We start from the raw sequence: 26158 nt of genomic DNA on the forward strand, positions 1-26158 counted from the left end.
CCAAAGAAAAAGCCGGGCAAAAGCCCGGCTTTGATGCTTGCGTCTTTAAAACTTACGCAGCCCAAGGATGGGATGCCGCGTTCTGCGCCTCGAAGTTGTCGATCGCCTTGCCCTTCTCGAGCGTCAGGCCGATATCATCGAGGCCGTTCAGCAGGCAGTGGCGCTTGAACTCGTCGAGATCAAACTTGATCGAACCGCCGTCCGGGCCGGTGATCTCAAGATTTTCCAGGTCGATCGTCAGGATCGCGTTGGAACCGCGCGAGGCGTCGTCCATCAGCTTGTCGAGGTTTTCCTGGCTGACCATGATCGGCAAAATGCCGTTCTTGAAACAGTTGTTGTAGAAAATGTCGGCGAAGCTGGTCGAGATGACGCAACGGATGCCGAAGTCGAGAAGCGCCCACGGCGCATGCTCGCGTGAGGAGCCGCAGCCGAAATTGTCGCCGGCAACGAGGATCTTCGCATTCTGGTAGGCCGGCTTGTTCAGCACGAAATCCGGGTTCGGGGAACCGTCCTCATTGTAGCGGGCTTCGGCGAAAAGGCCCTTGCCAAGACCGGTGCGCTTGATCGTCTTCAGGTAATCCTTCGGAATGATCATGTCGGTATCGATGTTGACAACCGGCAGAGGGGCAGCGACGCCCGTCAGCTTTACGAATTTGTCCATGGCCTGGCTCCAATGTCAGCAGACGTAGTTTTGTTGATCAGCGTTTAGTCCAGATTTCGACCGAAATGAAGGAAAATTTGCATCGTAGGAGAGGCCGCGCGCGGATTCGACGCGCAGCCAGCCATGGTCATTGTGAGATCAATTTGCATTCGCTGGCGCATTCATCGCCCAGAGAACCCCGAACGGGTCGCGAAGCTGACCATATCGATCACCCCAGAACATCAATTGGACCGGCAAGATCACCTCGGCGCCGGCAGCGACCGCACGGTCCCACCAGAAATCGATGTCGTCGACGACCAACTGAAGGGTGAAGCCCTGATGCTTCTCGAAGGGATGACCATGTTCGGGATAGGCATCGCACAACATCAACGAGCTTCCGTTGATGTAAAGATGGACATGCATCGTCCGTCCGTTTTGGTCCACGGGGACCACAAACGCCTCTTCGGCGCCGAAAGCACGCTTGTAAAAATCCGCGGCCTTCAACGCACCATCGACGGTGATATATGGCAGCAAGCCATTCTTGTCCGGCGGCATCTTCATTGTGCCGGTTTCCGTTGTGCTATCCATGCTGTCCTCCATTGCTTGATTTGGTTCGGGCAGAAGCCCTGGCCTTTCAAAGACGCAGGAAGATCAGACGGGCCGACAGCGATGCCGAAAATTTTTCTGGAGAACTATCCGCCGGTCAGAGATCGATGATCGTGCCGCGGCCGTCATTCCAGATGCGCATGTTCTCGCCGGAATGAGGCTTGGTCTTGTGAGTAGCGCGGACCGGGGCAGGTTTCATCTTCAGTGAAAGCGCGCGGCCGGCCATAAGCACCGTCAGAATGCCGCCGACGGCAAGCGTCACCGAAAAGGTGAGGACTGCCAGCGCGACGAAGGCGGTGATGCCTGCGAGCAGGAGGAAGATGGAACGGATGCTTTGCATGAGCTTTAGACCTTTCTTCGGAAAGGAATGTGGTCCTTCACTTTCTTCTCTGCAAGATAAGCATGGCTTTTTGTTGTCTTGCTACTTGCCGCAAAGCTTGGCACAGATGCGTGATGAGCTCAAATTCCATGCCCCGCTCCGTCAGCCTGCGTCGTTCGGTGTTGAGTGTCCCCACCATCAATAGCCGTGCCTTGGAGAAGACCCATGGACTGGATTGCGATGCGATCATCTTCGACCTGGAGGATTCCGTCGCTCCCGAGAAAAAGGCGGAAGCGCGCGAGAAGCTGAGGGCTTTCTTTTCCGGCAAACCGCTCGCAAACAAAGAGCGGATCATCCGAATCAACACACTCTCTTCGACCTTTGGCCATGCCGACATGGAACTGGTGCGAACCTTGGAACCTGATGCCGTTCTTTTGCCGAAAGTGAACGAGCCGCAGGACGTGATGTCGGTCGGCGATCTTCTCGCTGATGCAGATGCGCCGGAGAGCCTGCGCATCTGGGCAATGATCGAAACGCCGCGCGGCATTCTGAATGCTGCCGCCATCGCCGAGGCGGGGCGCACTCAGGGTTCAAGGCTCGATTGCTTTGTCCTCGGCCTCAACGATCTTCGCAAGGAAACGGGGGTCCTGCCGCAGCCAGGCCGCACCTATCTCGTGCCCTGGCTGATGCAGGTCGTCCTTGCGGTCCGTGCCTATGGCCTCGACGCAATCGACAGTGTCTTCAATGATTTCAGGGACGCCGATGCCTTCGATGCCGAATGCGCGCATGCCCGGGCGATGGGCTTCGATGGCAAGATGCTGATCCATCCGGCCCAGATCGAAGCGGCAAATCGGCATTTTGGCCCGGACGAGTCGGCAATTGCCGAGGCGGAGGCGATCATCGCCGCCTTTGCCGACCCCGCTGCCGAAGGCCTCAACGTCATCAATGTCAATGGCCGGATGATCGAGCGACTGCATCTTGTCCAGGCGGAAGGTCTGGTTCATAAAGCCCGGCTGATTGCAGAACGCCAAACGGCGAAGTGAAAGACGACCTTAATGAAGCTTTATCGCCTTCTGACCGGCCAGGATGATGCCGCTTTCTGCCACCGCGTGACCGACGCCCTCAACAAGGGTTGGTCGTTGAACGGCTCGCCGTCGCTGACCTTCAATACCCAGACCGGCCAGGTGATGTGCGCTCAGGCGATCGTCAAGGAAGTCGAAGGCAAGGACTACCACCCGGACATGAAGCTGTCCGAACAATAAACGCCAGCGAGGAGCTTAGCGCTCTGCCGCCTCTTCGGCGCTCGCCTCAATCCGCTCCATGTCGTCGTCGCTGAGACCGAAATGGTGGCCGATCTCATGGATGAGGACATGGGTGATGATATCACCTAACGTCTCGTCGTTCTCGGCCCAATAGTCGAGGATCGGCCGCCGGTAGAGGCGGATGCGGTTCGGCAGTTCGCCGGTTTCCATTGTGAAACGCTCCGAGATGCCCCGGCCTTCAAAGAGGCCGAGAAGGTCGAACGGCGTTTCCAACGCCATGTCCTCGAACACGTCGTCGTCTGGGAAATCCTCGATCTCAATCGTCAGATTGGTGGTCAGCGAGCGGAATTCTTCCGGCAGGTGGCTATACGCCTCCATCGCCAACGACTCGAAAGTGCTGATCGTCGGCGCGTGGCGATCCCGCCAATCCTCGCTCTGGTCTATGCGGGCCATAAATATTCCTTCCTTTGCGGCCCATATAGAACCTTTGCGCACGATTTTCGAGAGCGGAATCAAAGGCAGGAATAAATTCACATCAAATGCCTGTTGACTCTTTCACCTGCCTCTGGAATCCATAAGAACATAACAGGAACATTAAAGAGTTGGAGAACGTCATGGCACAGCCGGCCGTGGCGCGCGAGCGGCTTTTTGCACTCCGCGAAACCATTGCAAAGCTTGAAGGAAAGCCTGCGCCAGCTCTGGCTGCAGCAGAAAGCCAGGCCTTGGCTGAAAGCGGTCTCGTCGCGAAAAACGAAGGTGTCTTACGTCTTCCCCTTGGAATCCCCGCACTCGACGAGGCGATTGATGGCGGCTTGCCTCTCGATGGAATTACCGAGGTTCGCTCCGACCTCTTGCGGGAGGCCGGTGCCGGCAGCGGCTTTGTATTGGCGCTTGCCGCCGCGCTGCAGCGTCAGGACGAAGAGAACCCAAATGCCTCGCTACCGATCCTCTGGATCGCCGACCCGGTGTCCACGATGGAAGCGGGAGAGCCCTACGCCGTGGGCCTGCGGGATTTTGGCCTGAAGCCGGATCTGTTCTTCTATGCCAGTCCGCGCAAGCTTGAGGACGCCCTCTGGCTTGCGGAAGCGGCAGTCGAAAGCGGCGTCTTTGTCGCGACGATTCTGGAGGTCCGGGGCAACCCGAAGTTCTTCGGCCTGACGGAGAGCCGTCGTTTGAGTTTGCGGGCAAAGACATCCAAACGCCCGCTTTTCCTGTTGCGGCAGGCTGGAGAGGAAGAAGCCAGCAGCGCTTGTTTCCGCTTCCTTGCCGTACCCGCGCCGGCACAGGCGCGCCCCTTGCCGGATGGCACGATGCTGGGCGGTAGCATCGGCAATCCGGCTTTTCGCCTCACCCTGGAGAAGAGCCGCAATCCGGCTCTCCTCTCCTTTCTACTGGAGTGGAACCCCCATGACCGCCGTTTTTTTGCCGTCTCCCAATCAGCCGACCCTCGCCTTCCAGACGAACGCGCAGCGCATTCTGGCGCTCCATTTTCCACATCTCCCGACCGACCGGATCGCAAGAAAGAAATGGGGGCTCTCCTGGCGTTCGCGCGGACGTCCTGAGGCGCCACCAATCGTCTGTTCCAGTCGCCTCAACAATACGATGCGGCTGACGGCGCTCGATGAGGCGGCAGAAGCCCTCAATCTGAGAAAGAGTATGGGCGTCGCCGAGGCCCGCGCCATCTACCCCAAGCTCGATGTGATTGAGGACGACCCGGCCGCCAACCGACGCTTTCTGGAAGCGATCGCCGACTGGTGTGATCGCTATACCCCGCTTGTCGCTCTCGACGGGTTTGACGGCCTGTTTCTCGACATCACCGGCTGTGCCCATCTGTTCAGCGGCGAGACGGCACTTCTCAAGGATATTCTCGCCAGACTTTTCCAGATGGGGATTGACGCACGCGGCGCCGCCTCTTCGTCGCCGGGATTGTCCTGGGCTATCAGCCGTTTCGGTCCAGGCGGGATCATCGAACACCGGGAAGCCGAGCAGGCTCTAGCCCCTTTGCCGGTCGCAGCCCTCCGCCTCCAAGAAGAAACCGTGGGCGCCCTGAATAAAATGGGGCTCAAATATGTGGGCGATTTGCTGGACGCACCACGCGCCCCGCTTGCCCGCCGCTTCGGAGGAGCCTTGCTCTTGAGGCTCGATCAGGCGCTTGGGACAGATGAAGAGCCGGTATCTCCGCGGCTGCCAGTCGCGAGCCTCTCGGTCGAACGTCGCCTGATCGAACCGATCGGAGCCGAAGACGATATTCTCGCGCTCACCGCTCAGGTCGCTGTCTCCCTGAAGCCCTCGCTGGAAGCCCGTGGCGTCGGAGGTCGTATCTTCGAACTGGTCCTGTTCCGCGTCGATGGAAAGGTATTCCGTATTTCCGCAGGGACGGCCCAGCCCCTCAGAGAGCCCAAGCGTATCGCCGCTCTCTTTGCTGAGCGCCTGCAGGCAATCCGCGATGATTTCGATGCCGGCTACGGATTCGAGATCCTTCGTCTCAACGTGCTCCTTCACGAAGATTTCGTGACGTCGCAAGGCGACTTCGAAGCCCGCCAGCAAAAGGATGCATCGCTTGCTGCCTTCGTGGATCGGGTTTCCGCCCGCCTTGGGGAAGACTGCCTGCAGACCTTTCAATTGCGGGAAAGCCACGTGCCGGAAAGAGCTGTCATTGCCGTACCCGTAATCGATCACCTATCCGCTCCAGAGATCAGGGAAGGACATCCTCCACCGGTCAGGAGCGAGCGGCCCATCCGATTGCTGCGCAAGCCGGAACGAATGGACGCCTTTGCCGTCGAAGTCCCCGATGGTGCACCCGCCAGCTTTTGCTGGCGACGCATGCAGCATCGGGTCCTGAAGAGCGAAGGGCCTGAACGGCTGGCAATGGAATGGTGGCTCGATGGGTCGGATGCGCGCGATAGGGATTATTTCCGTATCGAAGACGATCAGGGACGCCGCTTCTGGATCTATCGCCATGGTCACTATGAGCGTGACGCAACACAGAGCTGGTACATGCATGGAGTTATTGCCTGATGCCCGGGTTCTTCGAGATCGGCGCCAAGAGCAATTTTTCTTTTCTGGAAGGTGCATCCAAGCCCGAAGAAATGATCGTCCAGGCTGCAGTTCTGAAGCTTGGAGGACTTGGAATTGCCGACCGCAACTCGGTTGCAGGCGTTGTCAGGGCACATGCCCAGTCAAAGGCGATCCAAAAGAAATTCGAGCGAATGAAAGCCGGGCTTCTGGAGGAGCATGAAAAGAAGGACGTCATTCTCGATCCGATCCGTTTTCAGCCGGGCGCCCGCCTGGTCTTTGCGGATGGAACGCCGGAGATCCTTGCCTATCCGCAGGATCGCAAAGGCTGGGCAAATCTCTGCCGATTGCTGAGCGCTGGCAACCTAAGAGCCGAAAAGGGAAAGTGCATCCTGACGGAAGCGGATCTGATGGAATGGGGCGACAACATGATGCTCGCGCTCCTTCCCGATCCGTCCATTGCCGAAGATGGCAATCACGCGGCGTTCGAAGCTTGCTTGGAACGCTTCCGAAAGCGTTTCCGAAAAAAACTCCACATGGCGCTCGCCCCCGCCTACGACGGCCGCGACAAGCGCATGTTCGCGACCATCTCCATGTTGGCCGATCGCAAACGCATCCCGCTGATCGCCACCAACCAGCCGCTCTACCACGACCCCACCCGTCGCCCCCTCGCCGACATCGTAACATCGATCCGAGAGCACGTTCCGATTCCCCAGGCAGGCTTTCATCTCGCGCCGAATGCCGAGCGCTATCTCAAGGAGGGGGGCGAAATCCTGCGGCTCTTCAGAGACTATTCGCATGCCGTAACGAACACGGCGAGGTTCTTTGGCAGCCTTTCGTTTTCACTTGACGAACTGGAACACAACTATCCCCCCGAGAATGACGAGGGGGAGACGCCTTATGAAACCCTGGAGCGCCTTACCAAAACCGGCGCGGCAAAACGCTTCCCCGGCGGCATACCGGAGAAAGTCCAGCAGAACATCGAATACGAACTGAGCCTCGTTCGCCAGAAGCAATATGAACCATACTTCCTGACGGTCCACCGGATCATCCAACACGCGCGCCACGAGAAAAAGATCCTCTGCCAGGGTCGCGGCTCTGCGGCAAACTCGGTCATTTGCTATTGCCTTGAAATTACGGAGGTCAATCCGGAGAAGAGCACGCTGCTCTTCGACAGATTTCTGTCGATGGACCGTGACGAGCCGCCGGATATCGATGTCGATTTTGAACACGAGAGGCGCGAAGAGGTCATCCAGCATATCTACGAGAAATACGGCAAGGAACATGCCGGCCTGACGGCAGGGGTGACGACCTACCGCACCCGGTCCGCCGGACGCGAAGTCTCGAAAGCCTTTGGCCTTTCGGAGGACGTCCAGTCCGCAATTGGCAGCCTGGTCTGGGGTTGGTCGGAGGAGAAACTATCCGAGCGGGAGGCAAAGGCCGCCGGGCTCGACATTTTCGACCCCATGACTAAGAACGTGCTGAAATACGCATCGGAACTTCTTGGCTTTCCCCGCCACCTCACCCAGCATGTCGGAGGCTTCGTCATTACCAGGGACAGGCTGGATGAAGTCGTTCCAATCATGAAGACGGCAATGCCGGGGCGCTACATGGTCGAGTGGGACAAGGACGACCTCGACAATCTGAAGATCCTTAAGGTCGACATTCTGGCGCTTGGAATGCTGACCGCACTGAAGCGGGCATTCGATCTGCTTCTCCTGCATTACGACGTCAAGAAGACGCTTGCCGATCTCGGCAACGACAAGCATGAAGACGAAGAGCCCGTCTACGAGATGATATGCCGGGCCGATACGCTTGGCGTCTTCCAGATCGAGAGCCGGGCGCAGATGAGTATGCTACCGCGCCTGAAGCCCAAAAAATTCTACGACCTCGTCATCGAGGTCGCCATCGTTCGGCCCGGCCCCATCCAGGGCGACATGGTCCACCCATACCTGAAACGCAGAGAAGAAAAGGCGCGTGGTATCCCAATAGCGTATCCAAGCAAGGAGTTGGAAAGTGTCCTGGAGCGAACGCTTGGCGTACCACTCTTTCAGGAACAGGCGATGCAAATCGCGATTACAGCGGCTGATTTCATGCCGGCCGAAGCCGATCAGCTGAGGCGGGCCATGGCGACCTTCAAACGGACGGGCACCATCGGCAATTTCGAGAAGCGATTCATTGAGGGCATGGCTAAGAAACAATACTCGCGCGATTTCGCCCAGCAATGCTTCAATCAGATAAAGGGTTTTGGCGAATACGGTTTCCCGGAAAGCCACGCCGCCTCTTTCGCCCTACTCGTCTACGCCTCGTCCTGGGCAAAGGCCTACTATCCCGACGTCTTCTGCGCCGCGATGCTGAATTCGCAGCCGATGGGCTTTTATGCTCCCGCCCAGCTCGTCAGGGATGCCCGGGAACATGGCGTTGAGATCAGGCCGGTCGATATCAACGAGTCGAACTGGGATTGTCTGCTGGAAGAGGCCGAATTCGACAAAGGCGCAATTGATTTCCGGCATGCCGCGATGCAAGAGGTCATCCAGACAAAGCGAGCGGTTCGGCTTGGGTTTCGGCAGATAAAAGGGCTGTCGGAAGCGAACATGCAGCAGTTGGTCGCCAACAGAGGCAAGGGCTATTCCTCGATCCGCGATCTCTGGCTGCGTTCGGGCCTGCAAAAGGCAGACATTGAGCGACTTGCCGATGCAGATACCTTTCAATCCGTCGGACTGTCGCGGCGAAAGGCACTCTGGGCCGTGCGGGCGCTCGATGCGAAGAGTGCTGCCGAAAAGCTCCCCCTGTTCGACCAGGTGAGCCACATCGACCTGCAGGTCGAGCCTGAAACACAGCTGCCGGAAATGCTGCCAGGCGAACAGGTCATTGAGGACTACCGTTATCTCTCGCTCTCCTTGAAGGGCCACCCCGTCTCATTCCTTCGCGATGAATTCCGCAAAGCCGGGGTCGTTCGCAATGTCGATCTTCTCACCGTCCCGAACGGCACAAGGGTGACGATCGCCGGCCTGGTCTTGGTGCGTCAGCGACCGGGATCGGCCAAGGGCGTCATCTTCATGACATTGGAAGACGAGACGGGCGTTGCCAACGCCATTGTCTGGAAGAAGGCATTCGAAAGATACCGCGCGATCGTTATGGGGGCACGGCTCGTGAAGATTCATGGCAAGCTTCAGAGCCAGAGCGGCGTGATCCACACTGTCGTTGACCATATCGAGGATATGACACATGCGCTTGGTATCCTGCAGAAGGAAGCCCATCGGTTCGGCGTTAGCGATCGTTCGGATCAAGCGCTGAATCCGACAATGGATCCTCGCCAAAGGAAACTTGCAAACTCACTTGAAAAGGCAGTCATGGAGAAGAGGCTGATTTCAAGCAGCCATTCTGGAGAAACAACTCAAGTCATGCCGAAAGGCCGCAATTTTCATTGAGGGCAGCTCATCGAGCTGCGACCTACTGGATTGCATTATACCTGAAGAGCTTCCTCTTCATTTTCACATGATGCGACGAATGGCCTAGTCCACCGTTCGATTTTTTCTTGACACTTGCCGTCTTCTTTTGCAGAAAAGACGATAGTGAATGTCATGTTTGGAATGACGCCGTGCTTGTCTGCAGCTGCAACTACATAACTGATCACGAAATCCGGGAAGTCATCAACGAACTTCTCGAGCAGGACTGTTGGCAGCTCATCGTGCCTGCAAAGGTATACCACGCCATGGAAAAACGAGGCCGCTGCTGTGGCTGCTTCCCGAATGTGGTCGATATTATCATCCAGACAACCGAGGAATATCACGCCCGTCACCACTCGACGGAAGACGAAATATTTGATTTCATGTCCCGCCTGAGAAAATTCCATGAAGAAAACAGGAGAGTGGACATTGAAAGGCGACAAAAAAGTCATCGAGCGGCTTAACGAGGCCCTCTTTCTTGAACTCGGCGCCGTAAACCAATACTGGGTTCATTACCGACTTCTTGAAGATTGGGGCTATACCAAGCTTGCCAAGAAGGAACGGGTGGAATCCATCGAGGAAATGCATCACGCCGACCGCCTGGTCGCACGCATCATCTTCCTCGAAGGTCATCCCAATCTCCAGACCCTTGCACCGCTTCGCATCGGCCAGAACGTCAAGGAAGTTCTGGAAGCCGATCTTGCCGGCGAATACGATGCGCGTACCGCCTACAAGAAATCACGCGACATCTGTCATGAGGCCGGCGACTATGTCTCGATGAAGCTGTTCGAGGAGCTTCTGGCCGACGAGGAAGGTCACATCGACTTCCTCGAAACGCAGCTCGATCTGCTCGGCAAGATCGGCGAATCGAAGTACGGCCAGCTCAACGCCGACTCCGCCAACGAGGCCGAATAAGATCGCCAATGACCGGCAGCCTTGGCCGCCGGTCGTTCACTCTGCGGCACTCAGATCAGCTAGGTGCCTGAACTCATCGACGACCTGCTCGTAGACAGCCCGTTTGAAGGGCACGATGAGACCGGGCAGGCTTTCCATCGGCTTCCAATCCCAGGCATCGAATTCAGCGGCATGGCCGCCAGGTGGCGGATTGATCGCGATCTCGCTCTCGTCTCCATCGAAACGGAACGCGAACCAGCGCTGCGTTTGGCCGCGGAACTTTCCCTTAAGCCCGATGCCGACCAATTGCGGCGGCAAATCGTAGTTGATCCAGTTCTTGGCTTCCGCGAGCAGCGTCACAGTGCGAATTCCTGTTTCCTCGTAAAGTTCGCGGTAGGCGGCCTGGAGCGGATCCTCGCCCTTGTCCATGCCGCCCTGCGGCATCTGCCAACGCTGCGGCGACCCATCATACTCGGAATTCTCTTCCGGAATCCTTCGCCCCGTCCATACGAGGCCCTGGGGGTTGAGGATCATAACGCCGACGCAGGGGCGATACGGAAGGTCCTCGGCTTTAGCGATCGGCTTGCTCATCGGCTCTCTCTATTCAAGGTCTTTTGGGATCATTGGTCAGCGCGGCAACACCGACAATCTCAATTCCTCGCATGGCGGCTTCCTGCGTCCATTGCGCGATGGCATCAATGCTCTCATCAAAGGCGGCGGCAACGCCGATTGCCTGACCATTGCGCTTTGCGACGCGTTCAAGTTCGTCCAGCTTCCCGATGATGGCGTTCACGTCAAGCTGCTTGTCCAGCTGTACATCGGCAAAGGCATAGGGCATTTCCGTCCCCTTTGCGATCACCGCGGTCTTGGTCTGGGCCGAGGTTCCGTCGTCAAGAAACAGCAGCCCGCGCTTTCCGATATCTCGCATGACCGGCTCCATGGCGTTTGGGTCGGCAAGGAAGCGGCCACCCTGATAGTTCATGATGCCCGTATAATTGGTGATCTCGCCCATCGCACGGTGCAGGCTTTCCATATTCTTCGCAACGGACTTCGACGTCAAAAGCGTGTCGGGTCCGGGATCGTTCGCCGGATAATCAAAAGGCTCAAATGGAACCTGCAGCAGGATCTCGTGGCCACTGCGGCGCGCTTCCTGCATCCAGCGCTGCAAACTGTTGCCGCTGGCAGCGAACGCGAACGTGACCTCCTCCGGCAATTGCTGGATGGCCCGCTGTGTACCGGTCTGGCTAAGTCCGAGGCCACTGACGACGATAGCGATGCGTGTTCCGTGCGCACCGGACCACGGTCGCGCATACTGGTCCATCGGGCGACGCCCGTCCGGCCCGACGATCGGCAGCCGTCCCAACGGCGTCTCTTGCAGAAGTGTGTCATTCGGTATCGCCGCCATCCGTGGATCCTGCCCGACCTGCGAGGCATCGATCAACACCGGGCCATTTGCGTCGCGTTGTCTCGGAGAGTACTTCGTAACGACAGATCCGTCGCCTGTGACCATCTGCTCTACATTCGCACCCGATCTTGGATTGGAGGACACCATGCCATTGGGAACAGCAGCGGATGGAGATTGCGGCGGCACCTGGTTCTGAACGGTGTCTGAAGGAGGCGCGGCCGTCTGGTCTTGCGCCGACGGCGCCTCCCGCTTCAACCCGTCACCGCGAAACGCTGTATAGAGAGACGAAGCCCCGATCAGGACGAGGCAAATCCCGGCGACAACACGACCCGTACGCAAAATGCCGGGCCGCTGGCGCCTGGCCTTGCGGTTCTGTCCCAGAGGTGCGTGCAAATCGGTATTCAAACTTCTTTTCCGCTTCAGAATCAGGACAGCAAAAAGGCGTCAGGCCGGATACACCATCCGACTTGACGCCTAAAATTGCAATTACTTGGCGCTGACGGCCTTGTCCGGATTGGGCGGGAAGGACGGATCGGTCTTCTTGCCGCGAAGCAGGTCAAGTGCGTAGTTGAGCTGGACGTCGTCCTTCGGATCCGGTGGAACATAGGCAACGGAACCGGAGCCCTCGTCCGTCTCGCTCTTGCCCTTGATGTGCCCGCGCAGGCTGGACTCGCCTTCCGTGACCATCTTGCCCTTGAGGTCGTCCGGAAGGGGTTCCTCAACCTTGATATCAGGCGTGATGCCTGTGCCTTGGATCGAGCGGCCCGATGGCGTGTAGTAGAGCGCCGTCGTCAGTCGCAGCGCTCCGTTTTCGCCGAGTGGGATGATCGTCTGAACCGATCCCTTGCCGAACGAGCGCGTACCGAGAACGGTGGCGCGGCGCAGATCCTGCAACGCACCGGCAACGATTTCCGAAGCAGATGCCGAACCGCCGTTGATAAGCACGATCACCGGCTTTCCATCGGTCAGGTCGCCCGGCCCGGCGTTGAAGCGGCGGGTCTCATCCGCATTGCGGCCACGGGTGGAAACCACTTCGCCACGCTGCAGCAGCGCATCCGATACCTGGATTGCCTGATCGAGCAGACCGCCAGGGTTCAGACGCAGGTCGAGGACGTAGCCCTTCAGCTTGTCGGCTGGAACCGTCTTCTTGATCTTCTCGATCGCTTTTTCGAGATCGGGGTAGGTCTTTTCCGTAAACGAGATGACGCGCAGGTAGCCGACATCATCCTCGACGCGCGACTTGACGGCCTGAACCGCGACGACGTCGCGAACGATCGTCAACTGGATCGGTTTATCGGCACCCTTGCGGATCAGAGTGAGCTTGATCGGCGTGTTGACCGGGCCACGCATCTTTTCGACTGCATCTTCCAGCTTCAGGCCGCGGACCGACTGACCATCGATCTCGGAGATATAATCACCAGCAAGCACGCCGGCCTTGGCTGCGGGCGTGTCGTCGATCGGGGTGATGACCTTGACAAGCTCGTCTTCCATAGTGACTTCGATGCCGAGGCCGCCGAATTCGCCCTTCGTCTGGGTCTGCATGTCGGCTGCATCCTTGGCATTCATGTAGCTCGAATGCGGATCCAGCGAAGAAAGCATGCCGTTGATGGCATTTTCGATGAGTTTGTCTTCGGCCGGCGGTGTCACATACTGCGCGCGCACGCGCTCAAAGACGTCACCAAAAACGGAAAGCTCCTTGTAAGTGGAGGCTCCAGCCGCTTCCGCAGGAACACCCGCCGAATAGATAACGCTCATCGCGGTCGCACCCATCAATGCGCCGACCAGAACAAGAGAAGCCCTACGAATCATTGCGTGCCTTTCCAGTGTCTTTAGCGGTCCACCAAGGCCGGGAATCGACCGGTTTTCCATCTTTTCGAAATTCAATGTAAAGCGTTGGACGGTTGGTTTCCAGCGCCAATGCTGTTGCGCTCGCCACTCTTTTTGCGCCCATGGCAGCAAGCGGCTCGCCGGAGAAAACGAACTTGCCCTGGCGCGTGCTGATCGTCTCCATTCCGGAGAGGACGAGGTGGTAGCCGTCGCCGGTGTCGAGGATGATCATTTGGCCGTAGCTGCGGAATGCGCCCGCATAGACAACAAGCCCGTCAGCGGGAGCGGTAACCACCGTTTCCGGATTGGTGGCAAGCGTCATTCCCATCGCCTCATGGCCGGTTCCGTCGGCATCGCCGAACTGGCGGAGGATATCGCCTGCCACAGGCAATTCCAGCTTCGCCTTCAACTCTCCGAAGGGATATGCGGGCGCAATGCGGTTTTTATCAGGCACACCGCTCTCTGCGAGCGCCTTGGCTTGGGCGCGCTGCTCGTCGGTCAAGAGCTTGCGGTTCTCCTCGGCCTGGCGGGCTGCAGCGGCGGCTTCACGAACCGATGCGATCTCGGTTTCCATCGATGCGACCAGATCCTCCAGGCTTGTCGCCTTGCTGGCAAGATCTTCCGAGCGTTTCCTCTCCGCATCCAGTTCCGCGGCGCTGCTGCGGCTCAGCTTTTCGTTCTCGGCGAGAAGCAGGTCCATGCGGCGCTCCTCCTCGATGCTGTTCGTCATCGTTGCGGTGAGGCTGGACTTCTCAGCAGCGCTTGCGGCCTGCAACGAAGAAAGGTTGGCGAGATCGGCGGCGAGCTTGTCGGTCTCCTTTCGGATGCCGGGAACAACCGCGCCAAGCAGGATTGCGCTCCGCACCGAGGCGAGCGCGTCATCAGGCGTGACAAGTAGCGCCGGCGGCGGATTACGCCCCATTCGCTGCAAGGCACCCAGCACCTCGGCCAGCAAGCCGCGCCGCTCATGCAGCGACCCCCGAACCGCGTCTTCCTTTACGCCCAGATTGGCAAGCTTCTTTTCGCTCTCCAGGATCTGTTTCTCGAGCGACTTACGCCGCGTCGCCGAATCGATCAGCGCCTGACGAACACTGCTGGTGTTCTTGTCCAAATCGGCGATGCTCTTTTGAAGCTCGGCAACCTTATCGGACGAGAGGCCAATCGTCTTCGACAAGGCTTCAAGCTGAGCCCTTGTCTCGTCCCGTTTCTTCGCCAGATCGGCCGCCGGATCGGCGGGCGGTTGTGCCACCGCGGTCGTCGTCGCAGCAGCCGCCCCGGATGCTGTCGAGGCCGGCGGTCCGATATCTCTCGACGCGTCCTGCGCGAAGGCGCTGACGGTGAAGGGTCGGTTCGCAATTGCCGTCACAGAGACGCTCAAGCCTGCGGCCAAGGCCGACAGAATGACGTATTTTTGCTTGAACGCACGTGTCGGCATACGAGCTGCGAGATCCTTTAAAATCGCGCGGAGATTAAGCTGATTTGGCATGCTTTGCCAGATCGATTGATGATTCGCGCATACCGCACCGGCTAGGCGCGATGATATGGATGGCCCGAAAGGATCGTAACGGCTCGGTACAACTGTTCTGCGATCAGCGTGCGAACCAACTGATGCGGCCAGGTCATCTTGCCGAGACAAAGGGTGGCATCGGCAAGGTCGTATAGCGACGGATCGAGACCGTCGGCACCGCCGATAGCAATCGTCAGGTCGCGCTTTCCCTGATCGCGATAGTTTCGAAGGAGGCTGGCAAATCCTTCGCTATCCAAGGCCTTGCCCCGCTCGTCCAACAGAACGAGAACGCTCCCATCGGCCAGCGACTTTTGCAGCATCGCCGCTTCGTCACGCTTACGGGTATCGGCATTCGAAGCGCGACTTTCGGCAACTTCGGCCACGCGGGAGAATTCGAGGCCAACCGCAGGGCCGGCCTTGGCAAAGCGATCGAAATAGCGGGCCGCAAGATCTTTCTCCGGGCCGGACTTCAGCCGCCCCACTGCAAAAAGACCAACACGCATCATCCGCTCCCGCAGTTCGGCATAAGGCGACACACACGTGCCGCTGGCCGGGTTCGATCATCCGGCCAATAAAATGCCGTCTATCAGGAGCCGGACGCAGCGTCCAGGCAGCCTGTTAGTGCACCGTTTCCTCGTCCATATCAGGCGCGGCCCACATCTTTTCGATGTTGTAGAACTCGCGTATCTCAGGACGGAAGACATGGACGATGACATCGCCGGTGTCGATCAGGATCCAATCGCCGCCTTCCTGACCTTCGACACGGGCGCTTCCAAGGCCCTCGTCTTTGAGATCAGTCAGCAGGTGGTCAGAGATCGCCATGACATGCCGGTTCGAGCGCCCGGAGACGACGACCATGAAGTCTCCCAGTGCTGATTTTCCAGCGATGTCGATGGTGACGATATCTTCAGCCTTAGAGTCCTCGAGGCTTGTGAGGACGGCGTGCAGGGCGCGGGCGGCAGCATCGGCGCCACGTTCCGGGCTCTTTGGGACAACGGCAAGCGTTTTTCCCTTGGCGTGTACTGTCGTCAGTGCTTTCCCTTTCTCGGAATGACAAAACATGCACATCACTGATTTGGTGACCAAATCATAGTTAAGATAGGCACCAAACCATTAACGTTTCAAGACGCGCACAATCACAAAGCGTGAATGTCCGTCTTAGTAACAAACCTTTGTTGAATGGAGGACTGCATGTTGCCGGCTGTGTACAGCCCCTATGACCGCACGTAAAGTAAGTTCCGTTTCCGACTACAAAAGACCCGTCCGATGAAAAGCCCCGCCGCAGACACACTCACTCCGATTCTTCGCATCAGCTTCCCCCATCAAGACAGGCTCGGGCGCGGCAAGATGGAGCTGCTTGAACATATCAGGGACACGGGATCGATTTCCGCCGCCGGCAGAGCGATGGACATGTCCTATCGTCGCGCCTGGTTGCTTGTCAGCGACATGAACAGGATGTTCCGGGACCCCGTAGTCGAATCGCAGCGCGGTGGGCAGAAGGGAGGGGGTGCGGCTCTAACGCCGTTTGGCGATGAACTCCTTGCCCGCTTTCGAAAGATGGAGCGGGTGATGAAGTCCACGCTTGCGGAGGATCTGGCATGGTTGGAGGACAACAGTAGTCGCTGATCATTGTTCCAGGGCGACAGTCTTTATGACGGCGAAGACCGGCGCCCCGATGCACACGCCGAGCCGCTCCGCCGAGAAGCTTGTAATCCGGGAAAGAATGATATCCCCGCCACAATCGATCAGAACATCGACCGTCGCGTCATCAGCCTGCGTCATGTTCTGAACAGTGCCCTTCAGAATGTTCAACGCGCTGAGTGCTTCGGGCTCTCTCATCGCGAGCATGACATCACGAGAGGGGATCCGGACGCGAACGGCCTTGCCAAGTGTGAGCATCGCTCCCGGGACACGAAGCTGGGCCGATTTTAAGGCAATCGTCGCAATGCAATGCCGTGCGTCGACGCTTTCCACTTTACCTTCGAGGAGAGCACCAGCGTCACGCCGTTCGAAAGAGGCGGGCGGATGGCTCAGCACATCCAAGGCTGAACCGACCGCCTCCACCTTGCCATCCTGCATGACCACGACCTGATTGGCGAGGCGCGCTACCTCGGTGATCGAATGGCTGACATAGACGATCGGAATATCCATCTCGTCGCGCAGCCGCTCGAGATAGGGCATGACCTCGGCCTTTCGGGCATCATCCAAAGCCGCCAGCGGCTCGTCCATCAGTAGCAGACGCGGAGCCGAGAGCAACGCCCGGCCAATTGCCACGCGTTGCTTCTCGCCACCGGAGAGCTTTTCGGGCCTGCGCTCGAGCAAGTTTTCGATGCCGAGCAATGCAACAATTCGATCCAGGCTCTCCGCCGGACCGGCGGCTTTGGCAAACCACCGACCATAGGACAGGTTGTGACGGACGCTGAGATGCGGAAACAGCCGCGCCTCCTGGAAGACATAACCGAACTTGCGGCGATGCTTCGCAACAAAGATTCGCCTGTCGGTATCCGTGACGACCTCGCCGTCGAGGATCACCTGTCCATCGTCGGGCCGCGCCAAACCGGCAATGATACGGATCATCGACGTCTTGCCGGAACCGGAACGACCGAAAAGCGCTGTGATACCGCACTCCGACGTAAAGGCGGCATCAAGCGCGAAGGCACCAAGCCGCTGCTTTGCTTTCACGACGAGCGTCATTCCGGATCGATCCTCCGACCGGCGATGCGGGAGAGGAATTCCGAGGCAAGCAACGCGACCATTGAGATGGCGATGGCGACGAGGGTCAATCGCAAAGCGCCGGCATCACCGCCCGGCACCTGCGTGAAGGAATAGATCGCGGACGAAAGCGTCTGCGTCTCGCCCGGAATGTTGGAGACGAACGTAATCGTCGCCCCGAACTCTCCCATCGCTTTGGCAAAGGAAAGGATCATGCCGGCAATGATCCCAGGGAGCGTCAGGGGTAGCGTGATCGTCAGAAAGACCAGAATTGGGCTGGCTCCCAGCGTGCCGGCTGCCTCCTCCAATTTTCGATCAACCGCTTCGATCGAAAGCCGGATGCTGCGCACCATCAAGGGAAAGGCCATGACCCCGCAGGCAAGTGCTGCACCTGTCCAGCGGAAAGATAGTACGATACCGAAATACTGATCGAGAAAACTGCCGATCGGCCCGCGCCGCCCGAAAAGGATCAATAAAATGAAGCCCGTGACGACAGGGGGCAGGATCAGCGGCAGGTGAACGACACCGTTGAGAACCGACTTACCCCAAAACCGCCCGCGCGCGAGCAGAAGGGCGACCCCGATGCCGAACGGGAGACTCGCCAGCATCGCCACCACTGACACGCGCAGGCTGAGCAAGATCGCCGTCCATTCATCATTGCTCAGGCCGAGCGCATCCAAGCTGTTTTCTCCAAAAATGGGAGGCCCGGTCGGACGGGCCTTCTCACGCTATGTCTTCATGCGAAAATTCGCAATCATTTCAAGATGGTGAAGCCTTGCTCGGTAAAAAAATGAGCCGCCTTTTCCGATTTCAGAAATTCCAGGTAAGCCCTAGCATCCGGGTTCTTGCTCTCGGAGAGAATGGCAATCGGATAAATGATCGGCGGATGCGAGTCCGCTGGGAACGTGCCGACGACAGCAACGCCCGTATCCGCGGCGGCGTCGGTCTGGTACACGATGCCATAAGGCGCCTCGCCGCGCGAGACCAGGGCGAGCGCGGCACGAACGCTCTCGGCACCGGCGACCTTGGCCTCAACCGAGGGCCACACGCCAAGCGCTTCGAGTGCAGCCTTGCCATACTTGCCGGCCGGCACAGACTTCACCTCGCCCATGGCGAGTTTACCGTCACCGAGCAGAGCAGCGAGGTCAAAACCCTTCTTGATCTCGACCGGCTTGGCGTGATCCTTGGTTGCGACAAGTACGATCCGGTTACCCAACAGATTTGACCGGCCGTCGACCCTGATCAGGCTCTTCTTCGCAAGATAGTCCATCCAGTCCAGGTCGGCGGAGATGAAGATGTCGGCAGGCGCGCCGCCTTCGATCTGCTTTGCAAGCGCCGAGCTCGCAGCATAGGAGGCAACGGCTTCCTTACCGCCGTCCTTTCCCCAGGCGGCGTTCGCTTCATCGAGCGCGTTCTTCAGGCTGGCCGCCGCAAAAACAGTGACCTTTTCCGCAGCTGCTGCAGGCGTTGCGGCAACACCCAAGAAGACTGCCGAAATGGCAGCAGCGGCAAATTTGATCCATTGGCGGCGACTGCGCATGATCTCTCCCGAACCTCGAAGTATCCGGAGAAATATAACGTTGCCAGCGACTTGGCCAGCGTTATATTTTCGTAAGCATAACCATCTGGTCGCTCGCCAACCCCGCACTTCACGCATTCGTGAAGTGCATGGCTGAGCAATGCCACTCCTTGAAACCGCGAAAACGACGCTTAAATTCTAGGGGAATGCTTGCAGAGAGCGTGAGGCTTCGGCAGAAATCGTTGAGAATGCAAAAGAAATGAGCAAACTGGAAACGGTTTCCAGTTAGAGCCATGCTCATGACGCATTGCTGCAATGCAATGGACTCGCTTCAAAAATCCGAGGACTATGATACAACACACTCATCGAACGGCGATCTCCTCCTCCCAAAGCCGTTGGATATGGATCGGCAACACTCCTCCTCCCAGTTGTCGATCAAGTTTATAAAGCCCGACGGATCTCCTCCCCCGTCGGGCTTTTCATTTGCGCTCTCCCGGAAAATCGAACTTATTTCACCGCACTGTTCGTGGCGCGGATGGCGGTCGAGCTAAGGCCGGATCGAGGACCGTGTATGAACGTCCAGGCTGGTGCCCGCCGCTTCCAGAGCGCGCGGGAATCGTCCTCATCGATGCGAGCGAAATCAAATGTCCTCGCCATCTTCGACGACAGAAACGACAGCGTGGAGCCCGGCCGGTCGATAACGGCAATCGGAAATGTGTTGACGATGTCCTGCCAGCGTTGCCACAGATGGAAAGTCTTCAGGCTGTCCGCCCCCATGATCCAGATGAAATGGACATGCGGGTTGCGCGCTTTGACGCGCGCCAACGTGTTCGCCGTGAAGCTCGTCGCGAAATCACGCTCGAACGCCGTGATTTTGATCGAGGGATGTCGGGTAAGCCGCTCGCTCAAAACGATGCGTTCGGCAAGCGGCAGTAGATGCCGCCGATCCTTCAGCGGATTGCCGGGAGTGACCATCCACCACAACTGGTCGAGGCCGAGGCGCTTGATTGCGATTTCGGCGACCAGCGCGTGTCCCTCATGCGGCGGATTGAACGAACCGCCGAAAAGACCGACCACCATGCCCCGTTCGCTATGCGGCATGCGAAAACAACGTCGGTCGATCTCGTCGTTGATCACGTCAGGGCCGGGTCTGTCCGGTGCCGTGCACGCGGTATTTGAAGGATGTCAGCTGCTCGACGCCCACAGGGCCGCGAGCGTGCATCTTGCCGGTCGCAATGCCGATCTCGGCACCCATTCCGAACTCGCCGCCATCGGCAAATTGCGTCGATGCGTTGTGCAGCAGGATCGCCGAATCAACCTCGGTGAAGAACCTCTCCACCACGGTTGGATCGTCGGCAATCACGGCCTCGGTGTGATTGGAGGAGTAGGTCTGGATATGCTGGATCGCACCGGAAATGCCATCGACGACGGCGACCGAAACGATGGCATCCAGATACTCTGTCGACCAGTCTTCCTCCGTGGCGGGCTTCACGCCAGGCATTGCCTGAACAACGGCAGCTGAACCGCGGATCTCGCAACCGGCTCCCGCCAGGGCTTCCAGCAGCGGACGAAGATGTGTATCGGCTGCAGCACTATCGACGAGAATGGTCTCCACTGCACCGCAGATACCCGTGCGCCGCATCTTCGCATTGACGACGATCTCCTTCGCCATACGGAGATCGGCGGACGCGTCCACATAAATGTGGCAAAGCCCCTCGAGGTGCGCGAAGACGGGCACTCGGGCCTCGTTCTGAACGCGCGCCACAAGACTCTTGCCGCCACGCGGAACGATAACGTCGATTGCACCATCCAGTCCGCGCAACATCGCGCCGACGGCGGCCCTATCGGCCACCGGCACGAGCTGAATGGCATGTTCTGGAAGTCCGGCGGCGTTCAAGCCCTGTACGAGGCAGGCATGGATTGCCTGCGAAGAACGCCGAGAGTCCGAACCACAACGCAGAATGACCGCATTGCCGGCCTTCAGGCAAAGCGCACCCGCATCCGCCGTCACGTTCGGACGGCTCTCGAAAATCACCCCGATGACGCCGAGCGGTGTGCGAACGCGCTCGATCTTCAAGCCATTCGGCCGCTCCCAGGCTGCGACCACCTCGCCGACCGGATCCTTGAGGGCGGCAATCGCACGGATACCTTCGGCCATGTCGGCAATACGCTTTTCGGTCAAAGTCAAACGATCGACGAAGGACTCGAGCATATCAGTGCCGGCGACATCCTTAAGATCCTTGGCATTCTCCGAGAGGATGTGATCCTTGCCGGCGAGGATCGCATCTGCCATGGCATTCAACGCCCTGTTCTTCGCCTCGGTGGATGCAAAGCCCAAAGGTCGCGCCGCGGCCTTGGCCTTGCGGCCGATGTCGTTCATCAGCACGTCAATGTCAGGGCTCTGCGCAACGGTATCAAGCATAGCTTGCGTCCTTCTTCTGCCTTTCTGATTTTGATTTGATCTGCGAGGTCATCACCATGTCGTCGCGATGGATCATCGCCGCGCGTCCCGCGTATCCGAGAATCGCCTCGATCTCCGCAGACTTGCGGCCGGTGATCTGGCGTGCCTCTTCGGCATCGTAGCCGACAAGCCCTCGCGCGATCTCGCGGCCGTGGGGGCCGACGATCGCCACCGTATCGCCGCGGCTGAACAGCCCGACAACCTTGCGCACGCCTGCGGGAAGCAAGCTCTTGCCGGCACCGAGCGCAGCAACGGCGCCCTCGTCAACGTGAAGTTCACCCGCCGGCTGCAGCTGGCCCGCAATCCAGGTCTTTCTCGCTGTGACCGGCGTGCCTGACGGCGCAAACCACGAGGAACGCGCCCCACTCTCGATTGCAGAGAGCGGACTGTCCGATTTACCGGAGGCAATGATCATTGCGCAGCCAGCCGTCGTGGCGATTTTTCCGGCATCGATCTTGGTGCGCATGCCGCCACGCGACAGCTCGGACGCAGCGCCACCCGCCATGGCTTCGATCTCAGGCGTGATCTCAGCGATCGTGGCGAGAAACTCCGCCTGGGGATCGAGATGCGGCGGCGCCGTATAGAGACCATCGATGTCGGATAGCAGAATCAGCAGATCGGCGCCGGTCATCGTCGCGACACGCGCAGCCAGACGATCATTGTCACCGTAGCGAATTTCGCTGGTGGCAACGGTGTCGTTCTCGTTGATGATCGGCACGGCACCGATCTTTAAAAGCTGATTGATGGTGGCGCGCGCGTTCAGATAGCGGCGGCGCTCTTCGGTGTCGCCGAGCGTCAGGAGAATTTGGCCGGCAACGATCTCGTCCCTCGACAGGCTTTCTGACCAGGCACGCGCCAGGGCGATCTGGCCGACGGCCGCCGACGCCTGGCTTTCCTCCAGCTTCAGCGCGCCCGAAGGCAGGTCGAGGACCGACCGGCCGAGCGCGATCGCGCCCGAGGAAACAACGAGGATGTCAACGCCCTTGGCTTTCAGCGCCGCAATATCGCGGCACATCGCGTCCAGCCATGCCTTCTTCAGACCCGTCTTGCGATCGACGAGGAGTGCCGAGCCAATCTTGATGACGACGCGCCGATAGCGCTGCAGCGACTTACGCGTCGTCATTCGCCTCGCCTTCATCATCCGACACCATGTCGCGGTGGCGAAGCTTTGGTGCCTTGGCAAGCTTTTCCGCCGCACCGGCATTCGCCTCGACGATGATATCACGCAGGGCACGCAACACTTCGGTCATGCCCTTGCCAGTCGCAGCCGAAATCTGGAACGGTGTCCTGCCGCAAGCCTTGGCAAGTTCCTTCGTTTTCTTCTTCAGTGTTGCATCGTCCAGTACGTCGATCTGCGAAAGCGCAACGATCTCGGCTTTGTCGGTCAGGTCGTTGCCATAGGCTTCGAGCTCCGTCTTGACCGTCGTATAAGCCTTGCCGACTTTTTCCTCCTGCGCAGACACGAGATGCAGCAGCACGCGCGTGCGCTCGACGTGTCCGAGGAAGCGATCGCCAATGCCCACGCCTTCATGCGCGCCTTCGATCAACCCGGGAATATCAGCGAGAATAAACTCCTGCCCGTCGATAGTGGCCACGCCGAGGTTTGGGTGAAGCGTCGTGAAGGGATAGTTGGCGATCTTCGGTCGGGCACGCGTTACAGCTGCAAGAAAGGTCGACTTACCGGCATTTGGCAAACCCACGAGGCCGGCATCGGCAATCAGCTTCAGATGCAGCCAGACCGTCTTTTCTTCGCCGGGCAGACCCGGATTTGCCCAATCCGGCGCCTGGTTGACCGACGACTTGAAATGCGCGTTGCCGAAACCGCCATTGCCGCCCGTCGCGATCCGGAACCGTTGCCCCTCTCTCGTCAGGTCGCAGATCAATGTTTCCTGGTCCTCTTCGAGAACCTGCGTGCCGACCGGAACCTTGAGTGTAACGTCATCGCCGTTGGCGCCGGTGCGGTTTCTACCCATACCGTGCGTGCCGATTTTAGCCTTGAAGTGCTGCTGGTAGCGGAAGTCGATCAGCGTGTTGAGACCATTGACCGCCTCGACCCACACATCGCCGCCGCGTCCGCCGTCACCGCCGTCGGGGCCGCCGAACTCGATGAACTTCTCGCGCCGGAAGGAGACACTGCCCCCGCCGCCGTCTCCGGACTTGATATAGACCTTTGCTTCGTCGAGAAATTTCATTTTACTTCCATTGTCCAGTGGCAGCTCATCGCCCCTCTTGCCGCTTTCGATATAGGCGGTTCAATCGGAGGTCAAAGGGTTATCGTGAAGTTTGCGAGCTATAACATACAGTACGGCTTCGGTCTTGATGGCATCTACGACCTCGACCGAATCGCTGCGAGCCTCGAGGGCGGCGACATCATCGCGCTCCAGGAGGTGACCCGAGGCTTCGTTCGCAACGATTATGCCGACATGGTTGCGGACCTTGCCGCGCTTTTTCCCAACCATTTCTGGGCCTATGGACCGGCATGTGATCTGCATGTCGAGGAGGCTTCCGACGGTTGGCCGCCGCGCGGAACCCGTTTCCAGTTCGGAAACATGGTGCTCTCGCGCTGGCCGATCCTGTCGACCCGAACATTGCTTCTGCCACGCAGCCGAACGATCTCCAAGATTAATCTCCAGCGTGGGGCGACTGAGGCCGTTATCGGGACGCCTGCCGGCGCGCTGCGTGTTTATTCGGTGCATCTTGATCATGTCTCCATCGACGAGCGCGGCCGGCAGCTTTCCCACCTGAACGAGCGCATCAATGCCTTTGTTACCGAGGGCGGGTCGCTCACGGGTTCCGCAGAATTCGATATTAGCGATCCGCCGCTGCCCGAGGACTATATCGTCATGGGAGACTTCAACATGACGCCGGAATCGCCGGAATATTGCATTTTCGCCGGCGCCTGCGACGGCTATTACGGCCGCGTCCCGCGTATTGGCACGCCCATCGACGCACTTGCGGCCCTGAAGCCCTACACGCCCGGCAGCTATAGCTGGATGGATCCGAAGGATCACGGCAAACGTATGCATCTTGATTACTGCTTTGTCAGCTGCGGCGTTGCTGGCCGCCTGAAATCGGCAAAGATCGATACGAATTCGGTCGGCTCCGATCACTTTCCCGTCTGGGTCGAGATCGAGGCGTAGGGGTCGAGGCGTCCCGATGTATCGGGACGCCTCCTTTTCATCTCAAGCGATCCTGGCCTGTTGCAGGGCACCTGGCTTCAGCATCGTCTCGACATGCGTCACCATAGTGTTGCGCGCGAAGCTGTAGATTTCGCTGCAACCGGTCATCCGGAAGCCAAGCTTTTCCTGCAGCTTCAGCGACGCCGGGTTGTCGGCGAAGACACCGGAATGGACCGCTATCTCAGGCATGCGGCGCGAAAAGCGCCCCAACACAGCCGATACCGCCTCGCTCATGTAGCCCCGCCGCCAGTAGTAGCGATTCAGCCAATAGCCAAGGTGCCAAAGTCCATGGCGGAGCTCGACCGAGACGACGCCGATATGAGCATCGTCGCCGGCCGTGATGGCAAACTGCCAATCGGGCATGCCGCCGGCCGTCACCGGCACCAGCCAGTCGAGCGCGTCCTGCCTGTCGTAGGGAGCAGGAACGCGCGCGAGCATCCGGGTGACGGCGAAATCGGACAACGTGTCTGCGATAGCATCCGCGTCACTCAGCCTGTGCGGGCGCAACACCAGCCGATCCGTTGTGATGACCGACAGCGAACCGGGCGTCATCGACTGGCTCCTGGGTCTTTGAAGACTGATCGCGTTCATAAGACGCTCCCCCAGCTTCTCAACGACATCCAGGTCTTGCGATCGAGCCTGTACCACTCGACCGGCACGTTGCTGCCAAGCGCCAGTGATGCCGCCAGCCCCGATCCCTGGAACTGGAAACCGCACTTCTGGATGACCCGCCGCGAAGCGACGTTCATGACCCGGCAACGGGCATCGATCTGATCGACATCCTGCCTTGTACGGAAGACCATATCGACCAGAGCATGGCATGCCTCGGTCATAAAGCCTTGATTCCAGTACGGTTCTCCAAGCCAGTAACCAATCTCGACAGTCCGCCCGTCGAGATGCGGTTCGACCCCGCAGCAACCCACGAATGCGCCGTTCTCCGCCTTGGTAATCGCATAGACGCACTTGCCGATCTCGCCGTTTTTCGTGCGACGCACGAAGTCGGCGGCATCATTGGCCGTGTACGGGTGCGGCATACGCGACACCATGGTGGCGACTTTGGCGTTGTTGGCAAGATGGGCAAGGGCGTCGATGTCTTCTTCGTGCGGCGCGCGCATGACGAGCCGTTCCGACAATAAGACAGGGCAATCGGTCCTTAACCGTTCCGGCCTCAGCCGATCCTTGGGAGACCGCTGGTCTTCCCGGGGAGACCGCGATTGGCCTTCCCTCAACAATTCGCCTTGCATGTTCAGTCCTCCTTCGTTGGACAAGAAAAAAGGGGAGATGGCGCCCCATCTCCCCTGTTTTCTGGACTGAACCTGATACGCTCAGCCGGGTCGATGAGACGCCGGCTGTTTTAGAGCGC

The 26158-nt window shown here is 58.9% G+C and carries 28 protein-coding genes; 9 read left to right on the forward strand and 19 right to left on the reverse strand.

The window, feature by feature from the left end:
- Positions 1-52 precede the first annotated feature (52 nt).
- The 3 genes from leuD to BSG20_RS05160 all read right to left on the reverse strand — a co-directional run bounded on the left by leuD (position 53) and on the right by BSG20_RS05160 (position 1586).
- Positions 53-661, reverse strand: coding sequence for a 3-isopropylmalate dehydratase small subunit (gene leuD / locus BSG20_RS05150; protein ID WP_037116583.1), 609 nt, complete (start codon positions 659-661; stop codon positions 53-55).
- Between the two features lie 138 nt (positions 662-799).
- The gene (locus tag BSG20_RS05155; RefSeq protein ID WP_072369752.1) at positions 800-1228 is read right to left on the reverse strand and encodes a VOC family protein; all 429 of its coding nucleotides are present in this window, start codon (positions 1226-1228) and stop codon (positions 800-802) included.
- 115 nt (positions 1229-1343) lie between these two features.
- The gene (locus BSG20_RS05160) at positions 1344-1586 is read right to left on the reverse strand and encodes a hypothetical protein (RefSeq protein ID WP_072369755.1); all 243 of its coding nucleotides are present in this window, start codon (positions 1584-1586) and stop codon (positions 1344-1346) included.
- A 113-nt stretch (positions 1587-1699) separates the two neighbouring features.
- Between BSG20_RS05160 and BSG20_RS05165 the strand changes: the two genes are divergently transcribed.
- Together BSG20_RS05165 and BSG20_RS05170 are read left to right on the forward strand one after the other, a co-directional pair.
- Positions 1700-2608 carry an HpcH/HpaI aldolase/citrate lyase family protein gene (locus BSG20_RS05165; RefSeq protein ID WP_072369758.1) on the forward strand — a complete coding sequence of 303 codons (909 nt, stop codon included), beginning with the start codon at positions 1700-1702 and terminating at the stop codon, positions 2606-2608.
- A 12-nt stretch (positions 2609-2620) separates the two neighbouring features.
- Entirely contained in the window at positions 2621-2827 is a 207-nt protein-coding gene (locus BSG20_RS05170; protein WP_018855932.1) for a DUF1737 domain-containing protein, read from the forward strand.
- A gap of 15 nt (positions 2828-2842) precedes the next feature.
- Here BSG20_RS05170 and BSG20_RS05175 read toward each other — a convergent pair whose 3' ends face one another.
- Positions 2843-3280 carry a metallopeptidase family protein gene (locus BSG20_RS05175; protein ID WP_018855933.1) on the reverse strand — a complete coding sequence of 146 codons (438 nt, stop codon included), beginning with the start codon at positions 3278-3280 and terminating at the stop codon, positions 2843-2845.
- Between the two features lie 161 nt (positions 3281-3441).
- Between BSG20_RS05175 and BSG20_RS37220 the strand changes: the two genes are divergently transcribed.
- From BSG20_RS37220 to bfr, 5 genes are all read left to right on the forward strand, one after another.
- Complete coding sequence (locus tag BSG20_RS37220; RefSeq protein ID WP_244541249.1) at positions 3442-4389, forward strand: ImuA family protein; 948 nt, start codon at positions 3442-3444, stop codon at positions 4387-4389.
- Positions 4390-4399: 10 nt separating this feature from the next.
- A complete protein-coding gene (locus tag BSG20_RS05180; RefSeq protein WP_280142164.1) occupies positions 4400-5845 on the forward strand; it encodes a Y-family DNA polymerase in 1446 nt (481 codons plus the stop codon).
- A complete protein-coding gene (locus BSG20_RS05185; RefSeq protein ID WP_072369764.1) occupies positions 5845-9273 on the forward strand; it encodes an error-prone DNA polymerase in 3429 nt (1142 codons plus the stop codon). The genes BSG20_RS05180 and BSG20_RS05185 overlap by 1 nt, the downstream gene beginning before the upstream one ends.
- 107 nt (positions 9274-9380) lie before the next feature.
- A complete protein-coding gene (locus BSG20_RS37225) occupies positions 9381-9755 on the forward strand; it encodes a (2Fe-2S)-binding protein (protein WP_072369767.1) in 375 nt (124 codons plus the stop codon).
- Positions 9721-10206 (forward strand): bacterioferritin, encoded by a 486-nt coding sequence (gene bfr / locus BSG20_RS05195; protein WP_072369770.1) that lies wholly within the window; start codon positions 9721-9723, stop codon positions 10204-10206. The genes BSG20_RS37225 and bfr overlap by 35 nt, the downstream gene beginning before the upstream one ends.
- Positions 10207-10242: 36 nt before the next feature.
- Here bfr and BSG20_RS05200 read toward each other — a convergent pair whose 3' ends face one another.
- The 6 genes from BSG20_RS05200 to rsfS all read right to left on the reverse strand — a co-directional run bounded on the left by BSG20_RS05200 (position 10243) and on the right by rsfS (position 15986).
- Positions 10243-10776 (reverse strand): RNA pyrophosphohydrolase, encoded by a 534-nt coding sequence (locus BSG20_RS05200; protein WP_072369773.1) that lies wholly within the window; start codon positions 10774-10776, stop codon positions 10243-10245.
- A 13-nt stretch (positions 10777-10789) separates the two neighbouring features.
- Positions 10790-11995: a divergent polysaccharide deacetylase family protein gene (locus BSG20_RS05205; protein WP_072369776.1), complete on the reverse strand. Its 1206-nt coding sequence runs from the start codon at positions 11993-11995 to the stop codon at positions 10790-10792.
- 81 nt (positions 11996-12076) lie between these two features.
- Entirely contained in the window at positions 12077-13399 is a 1323-nt protein-coding gene (locus BSG20_RS05210; protein ID WP_072369779.1) for a S41 family peptidase, read from the reverse strand.
- Positions 13389-14852, reverse strand: a complete 1464-nt coding sequence (locus BSG20_RS05215) for a murein hydrolase activator EnvC family protein (RefSeq protein ID WP_072370188.1) — start codon at positions 14850-14852, stop codon at positions 13389-13391. The genes BSG20_RS05210 and BSG20_RS05215 overlap by 11 nt, the downstream gene beginning before the upstream one ends.
- A gap of 92 nt (positions 14853-14944) precedes the next feature.
- Positions 14945-15427, reverse strand: coding sequence for a 23S rRNA (pseudouridine(1915)-N(3))-methyltransferase RlmH (gene rlmH, locus BSG20_RS05220; RefSeq protein WP_072369782.1), 483 nt, complete (start codon positions 15425-15427; stop codon positions 14945-14947).
- A 115-nt stretch (positions 15428-15542) separates the two neighbouring features.
- The gene (gene rsfS / locus BSG20_RS05225; RefSeq protein WP_007791018.1) at positions 15543-15986 is read right to left on the reverse strand and encodes a ribosome silencing factor; all 444 of its coding nucleotides are present in this window, start codon (positions 15984-15986) and stop codon (positions 15543-15545) included.
- 204 nt (positions 15987-16190) lie between these two features.
- On the opposite strand from rsfS, the gene BSG20_RS05230 reads away from it, so the two are divergent.
- Positions 16191-16550: a winged helix-turn-helix domain-containing protein gene (locus BSG20_RS05230; protein WP_072369785.1), complete on the forward strand. Its 360-nt coding sequence runs from the start codon at positions 16191-16193 to the stop codon at positions 16548-16550.
- Here BSG20_RS05230 and modC read toward each other — a convergent pair whose 3' ends face one another.
- The 7 genes from modC to obgE form a co-directional block, all read right to left on the reverse strand.
- A complete protein-coding gene (gene modC / locus BSG20_RS05235) occupies positions 16551-17618 on the reverse strand; it encodes a molybdenum ABC transporter ATP-binding protein (RefSeq protein ID WP_072369788.1) in 1068 nt (355 codons plus the stop codon).
- Positions 17615-18316 carry a molybdate ABC transporter permease subunit gene (gene modB / locus BSG20_RS05240; RefSeq protein WP_072369791.1) on the reverse strand — a complete coding sequence of 234 codons (702 nt, stop codon included), beginning with the start codon at positions 18314-18316 and terminating at the stop codon, positions 17615-17617. Before modB ends, modC begins: the two co-directional genes overlap by 4 nt.
- Before the next feature lie 74 nt (positions 18317-18390).
- Positions 18391-19176 (reverse strand): molybdate ABC transporter substrate-binding protein, encoded by a 786-nt coding sequence (modA, locus tag BSG20_RS05245; RefSeq protein ID WP_072369793.1) that lies wholly within the window; start codon positions 19174-19176, stop codon positions 18391-18393.
- Positions 19177-19662: 486 nt separating this feature from the next.
- Entirely contained in the window at positions 19663-20256 is a 594-nt protein-coding gene (locus BSG20_RS05250; protein WP_244541250.1) for a nicotinate-nucleotide adenylyltransferase, read from the reverse strand.
- A gap of 37 nt (positions 20257-20293) precedes the next feature.
- A complete protein-coding gene (locus tag BSG20_RS05255; protein WP_072369798.1) occupies positions 20294-21577 on the reverse strand; it encodes a glutamate-5-semialdehyde dehydrogenase in 1284 nt (427 codons plus the stop codon).
- Positions 21570-22739, reverse strand: coding sequence for a glutamate 5-kinase (gene proB, locus BSG20_RS05260; protein WP_072369801.1), 1170 nt, complete (start codon positions 22737-22739; stop codon positions 21570-21572). Before proB ends, BSG20_RS05255 begins: the two co-directional genes overlap by 8 nt.
- Positions 22726-23808, reverse strand: a complete 1083-nt coding sequence (gene obgE / locus BSG20_RS05265) for a GTPase ObgE (RefSeq protein WP_024313280.1) — start codon at positions 23806-23808, stop codon at positions 22726-22728. The genes proB and obgE overlap by 14 nt, the downstream gene beginning before the upstream one ends.
- 84 nt (positions 23809-23892) lie before the next feature.
- Here obgE and BSG20_RS05270 point away from each other — a divergent pair, with 84 nt between their 5' ends.
- Positions 23893-24756 carry an endonuclease/exonuclease/phosphatase family protein gene (locus tag BSG20_RS05270; RefSeq protein WP_072369804.1) on the forward strand — a complete coding sequence of 288 codons (864 nt, stop codon included), beginning with the start codon at positions 23893-23895 and terminating at the stop codon, positions 24754-24756.
- Positions 24757-24798: 42 nt separating this feature from the next.
- On the opposite strand, the gene BSG20_RS05275 is transcribed toward BSG20_RS05270, so the two are convergent.
- Entirely contained in the window at positions 24799-25386 is a 588-nt protein-coding gene (locus BSG20_RS05275; protein WP_072369807.1) for a GNAT family N-acetyltransferase, read from the reverse strand.
- Complete coding sequence (locus tag BSG20_RS05280) at positions 25383-26039, reverse strand: GNAT family N-acetyltransferase (RefSeq protein WP_072369810.1); 657 nt, start codon at positions 26037-26039, stop codon at positions 25383-25385. Before BSG20_RS05280 ends, BSG20_RS05275 begins: the two co-directional genes overlap by 4 nt.
- Between the last annotated feature and the right edge of the window lie 119 nt (positions 26040-26158).

It is taken from the genome of Rhizobium tibeticum (assembly GCF_900110205.1).
Lineage (GTDB): Bacteria > Pseudomonadota > Alphaproteobacteria > Rhizobiales > Rhizobiaceae > Rhizobium > Rhizobium tibeticum.